This is a genomic window from Bacillus thermozeamaize (genome assembly GCA_002159075.1).
Lineage (GTDB): Bacteria > Bacillota > Bacilli > ZCTH02-B2 > ZCTH02-B2 > Bacillus_BB > Bacillus_BB thermozeamaize.
Genome location: LZRT01000118.1, coordinates 1 through 4847, shown reverse-complemented (window position 1 = coordinate 4847; position 4847 = coordinate 1). Strand labels below are relative to the sequence as shown.

General features: G+C 48.9%; 2 protein-coding genes and 1 pseudogene. All 3 read left to right on the top strand.

Going from position 1 to position 4847, the window contains the following annotated elements; all coding sequences use genetic code 11:
• Positions 1 to 1862: pseudogene (locus BAA01_06640) on the top strand (deoxyribonuclease HsdR).
• Positions 1863 to 1874: 12 nt separating this feature from the next.
• Positions 1875 to 3143 (top strand): hypothetical protein, encoded by a 1269-nt coding sequence (locus BAA01_06635; GenBank protein OUM84883.1) that lies wholly within the window; start codon positions 1875 to 1877, stop codon positions 3141 to 3143.
• A gap of 1416 nt (positions 3144 to 4559) precedes the next feature.
• The gene (locus BAA01_06630; GenBank protein OUM84882.1) at positions 4560 to 4742 is read left to right on the top strand and encodes a hypothetical protein; all 183 of its coding nucleotides are present in this window, start codon (positions 4560 to 4562) and stop codon (positions 4740 to 4742) included.
• The last annotated feature ends 105 nt before the right edge of the window (positions 4743 to 4847 follow it).

Genomic DNA, 4847 nt, shown 5'->3' with positions numbered 1-4847 from the left:
TTTCAGATGAAGCCCATCGCACCCAGTACAATTTTGAAGGATTCGCCGGCAACCTGCGCCGCGCTTTGCCGAATGCGTCCCACATCGCCTTTACCGGCACGCCGATCACCTTCTCCGACCGGAATACCTACGAGGTGTTCGGCAACCTCATTCACGTCTACGACATGCAGCAGGCCACGCTGGACGGTGCAACGCTTCCCATTTACTATGAATCCCGCCTGATCCCGCTGGATTTGGAGAACCCCAATCTGGATGAAGAGTTCAGGCAGATCATCAATGAAGTCGGCGACGGCGAGAGGGAAGAACACCGGATGAAGTGGGCCGCCCTGGAGAAGGTGGTGGGCACCCCCAAGCGACTGGAAACGCTTGCAAGAAACATCGTTGAGCATTTCACCCGATCGGCGTCTCCCCAGGCGAAGGGGATGATCGTCTGCATGAGCCGGGAAATCTGCGTGCGGCTGTATGAGAAGATGCGGGCGATCGAAGGGTGCCCGCCGGTGGAGATTGTGATGACGGGCAACGTGGACAAGGACCCCCGGGAGTGGCGCGAGAAGCAGCCGGGGAGCGAATTTGCCCACATCAAGACGAAAGAAGAGCAGGAAACCGTCAAGGCCAAACTGCGCGACCCGGACGACCCGCTGAAACTGGTCATCGTGCGGGACATGTGGCTGACGGGTACCGACATCCCGCCGCTGACGTACCTCTATGTGGACAAACCCCTGAAAGGGCATGGGCTGATCCAAGCCATCGCCCGCGTCAACCGGGTCTTTCCCGGAAAGACGGGCGGCGTGGTCGTCGACTATATCGGCATAGCCGACGCCCTGAAGGAAGCGACGCACAAGTACACCCAGGGCGGGGGCAAGGGCAAGCCGATCGGCGACCTTTCCGCGGAAGCCGTGCCGATTTTCTTTGAAGCCTTGGAAGCCGTCCGGAAATTCGTTCCCCCGGGCGTGGACATCTCCAACTGGCGGGCAAAGCCGAAGGTGGAGCGCGAGGACTGGCTTGCGGATTTCGTGGGGCACCTCATGGGGCCCGACGAGGATGCGTTCCTGAACGCGCAAGCCAGGCTGGACAAGGCGTACCAACTGGTCAAGCACCTGCCGAATGTTCTGCCGCTGGCCAATGAGGTTCTGCTTTATGAAATCGCGGCGATCCAGATCAAACGGCTGAAAGGCACGGTCGGAGGCGGGCAGAAGCCCAAAAACCTCGAAGAGGAATTGAAGAAACTGATCGACCGCAGCGTGGGGGCCCGGGAAGAGGCGATCGACCTGTTCGAGAAGGCCGGGCTGGAGAAGCCGGACATTTCGATCCTGGACGAGGCGTTTCTGGCCGATTTCGAGAAAAAGCCCCATGCGGATCTGCGCCTCAAACTGCTGCAGAAGTTGCTGGAGGAGGAAATCTTTTATCTCGAACGTCAGCGGCATCCTCTCGGCATCGAACTGAGCAAGAAGTTGAGGGAGACGATCCAGGCCTACCACAACCGCGTCATTACGGCCGCGGCCGTCGCGAAGATGATGGTGGAGGCCCGCAGGAAACTTCTGGAAGAGCGCCGGAAGAAGGAAGCCCTCGGCCTGACGGAAGAGGAAATGGTGTTTTATGACCTGATCGAGCACATGGGGGACGGCGTCTTTTCCAACGAGTTTCTGGCGGGATTGGTCCGGAAAGTCGTGACCGCCATGAAAAAGGAGTTCCAGATCGACTGGACGAACCCGCACCGCCAGGACGTGCTGGCCAAAGTGACGCTGGCGGTCAAAATGGTGCTCATGCGGGAAAACATCAAGGGCGAGCAACTGCGGTTCCTGACGAATGCCATCATCGAGAAGGCAAAGGAAAAGTATAAGGATTGGCCTTTAGAAGCATAAAGGGGGATTGTTATGGGTACACATTTGGTTTGGAATTTTAAAAATAAAATTTATGTGGCAACTGACCGTCTTAATTGGGGAACATATAATCACATAAATCGAGTTCTTTATGGGGCAATTAACTATAATAATCAAAACTCAATTATTTTGGATTTAAGCAATATAAGAAGGGTCTATCCAAATGGTATTGTTCCTACTATATGTGAAGTGAATAGATTAAAGCGACTTGGTATTAATTTTCAGTTAATACCACCAAAAGATGAAGATACACGAAATTATTGTGAAGAATTGGGATGGTTTCATTATCTTTCACCAGACGAATATCCGCTAAAGGATAATAGGTATCAAAATTTTTCTCTGCATCGTTTTAATAATGTTGATGAACTAAACGAAGTGATAAACGGAGTACTAGATGTATGTTTAAAACATTTAATATTTGAGACTGGTGCTCTGCAAGCATTTGAGTGGACTATTAATGAGATTGCAGGAAACGTTCTGGTTCATTCTGGCATAGAAGAAGGTTTTATCCAAGTTTTGGTGGATAGAGCACATAATAAACTAAATTTTATTGTTTGTGACTTTGGAGTGGGGATACCTTACAATATTAAAAATGCATTTCCTGAGATTAAATCAGACAAAATGGCAATTGAACATGCTATTAAAAAGGGTGTTACGAGTAATCCCGAACATGGTCAAGGCAATGGTCTTGCTGGATCGGTCGCAATTGCGATTGCAAGTAATAGTAGCCTATTTATAACTTCAAAAGGAGGACGCATCAAAGTTCTGGATGGAAGAGTGAAATCGGAAAAGCAATTTCCTCCTTTTGAAGGGACAAGTGTTGAAATGCAATTTAACACTCAAATTGCAATTGACCTTCCAAGGACCCTTTGGGGCCACAAACCTGTAAGTTACCTCGAATTGAAGTACGAAAATGAAATGGGTAGTCTTGTTTTTAAACTAAAAGAACACTCAAAAAATTTTGGAAATAGACCAACGGGTGCAAGACTTAGGACGTTAATTTATAATTTACTTTTACAAAATGCAGGACATGAAGTAGTCGTTGATTTCGAAGATGTTCCATTAATTGCTTCATCATTTGCAGATGAATTATTTGGAAAACTAGCAGCCGAATTGGGGATTATTGATTTTTCAAAATTGATTAAGATTATTAATATAAATGCGGTTTGTAAAGAAATCATTGATCAAGCCATTATGCAACGTATAGTTCAAAATTATGGGGCTCGCCACGTCACAATTTTAGATGATATTCCACCAAAATAGAACATAGATATAGTTTTTGAAAAGTCATGTTATTTTGGTAGAAATTTTTTTGTGCCATAAGGGAGAACTGCCCTTATAGGTCAAAAATATGGGGCGAAATGTAACTACAGGCCAAATATAAGGGGCGCCCATAAGCCAAAAATAAGGGGCACCGCATGGGTCAAAAATATGGGGAATCTCATCACCCTTGCATTCTAAGGTCCAAAATAAGGGGCGAAACGGTGCTCCGATCCCCTGCTTCACCCCTTTTCTTTGACCTTTTAAGCCAGTACACAACCATTTTGTTCCATTTTCGCCCCATTTTTTTGACCTTACGCGCCATATTTTTGACCTGCCCCCCTTTTTTTTTGACCTATTCGATCTCCTGTTCAAATACATTTCGTTCTACTCACTGGACATTTCAGGGTTGAAAGGAGGCTGCGTTCAGGAATAGCAGGGTGGGCCTCCCGATGACGTGCTAATCCTGACGGAGAGCCCGAGGCTGTGCATAATGGAAGCCGAAAAGTAGACGTTGGAAGGAAAACGTTGAAACGTGAGTTTACGAGGGGCCGGGGCCGGTCGGGCTCAAGCATGGGAGGTTTGGGGTTGGCAACTCAGCGATACGCCCCAAGCCGCTTTGATCGAAAGCGACGAGACATCCCGTCCTGGTCAGCGCTTCGGGATGCACGTTCTACGGTTTACAACGCCTTCATGATGAAGCGCTGGGCGGAACGGAAGGCGCGCCGGACGCGACCAAGAAGTTGATCGGTGACCCTTTTTAGGCAGGTGAATTTCAGACTCCATGCGGGAAGAAAGACGAGGAGCCTGCCGTTTGGGCAGGCTCCATTGTCCACATGAACCGTTCAGGTTCAAGGGCAGCACTGTTCAATGACCACACCAACCTTGCGGTTGGAGGGCAGCATAGAACGAGTTCTTAGTACAAACATATTCCGGAATTCACCATGTTGTCAAGTTGGTCAAGGGGCATCAAGGGGGGCCTTTCTCATCATCCGGCTGGCAATGGGCGACATATGCTTCTTGTTTACGTTTCGTATACCAGCAAAAGTTTATCGCGGAAGCAAGCAAAAAAGTGTCAAAAATCCTGGAAAGTACGTCTCTGGGTGCTGTAAAATAAAATTGGCACGGTAATTATCCCGGTCTTCCTCCCGGCGCAAATCCGGCGCCTTCAATTCATCCTCCAGTCCCTGAGAGACGATCCGCAAACGGGACCATCATCCGCTAACCTTGCATTCGCTCCCCCCTGCGAGCCTTGCTTGTTTCTCTCCGTGATCTTCTTTCGGCAAAAATCGGCCGTCTCAAGTCCAAACGTGCAATTCAAGATTCAAAACCAAACCATTTGGGATATAAGGGGAGGAGGGAAACAGCAGCACTCCCCCTAATTTAAGAAGAACTATGTGGGACACCTGATCCTCCGTTATGGCAGATGTTTCTGCCAATTTCAAATCGGAGGAAGATAACCCGATGTCGAAGCATACGATCACTGCAGGAGGATCAGGTGCTCCCATTCTGCTGAAGCCGGTCTATGACCCCGTATACCATCTGATTCATCTGCACCATGCCGGCGCTCCTGAGCAGAATGTAACCGTCAAGTACCTTTGAACAAATTTCGCGAATTTATTTTCAACAACTAGAAATTTCCAAATATGGTTTGGCGGTGCTTGAGCCGGTAGCTGTCTCCCGTCAGGTGAATCACCTCGCTTCGAT

Bases quoted from the DNA above. Each gene is read 5' to 3' on its own strand.
- BAA01_06630 (OUM84882.1), top strand. From the start codon at position 4,560: ATGGCAGATGTTTCTGCCAATTTCAAATCGGAGGAAGATAACCCGATG.
- BAA01_06635 (OUM84883.1), top strand. From the start codon at position 1,875: ATGGGTACACATTTGGTTTGGAATTTTAAAAATAAAATTTATGTGGCA.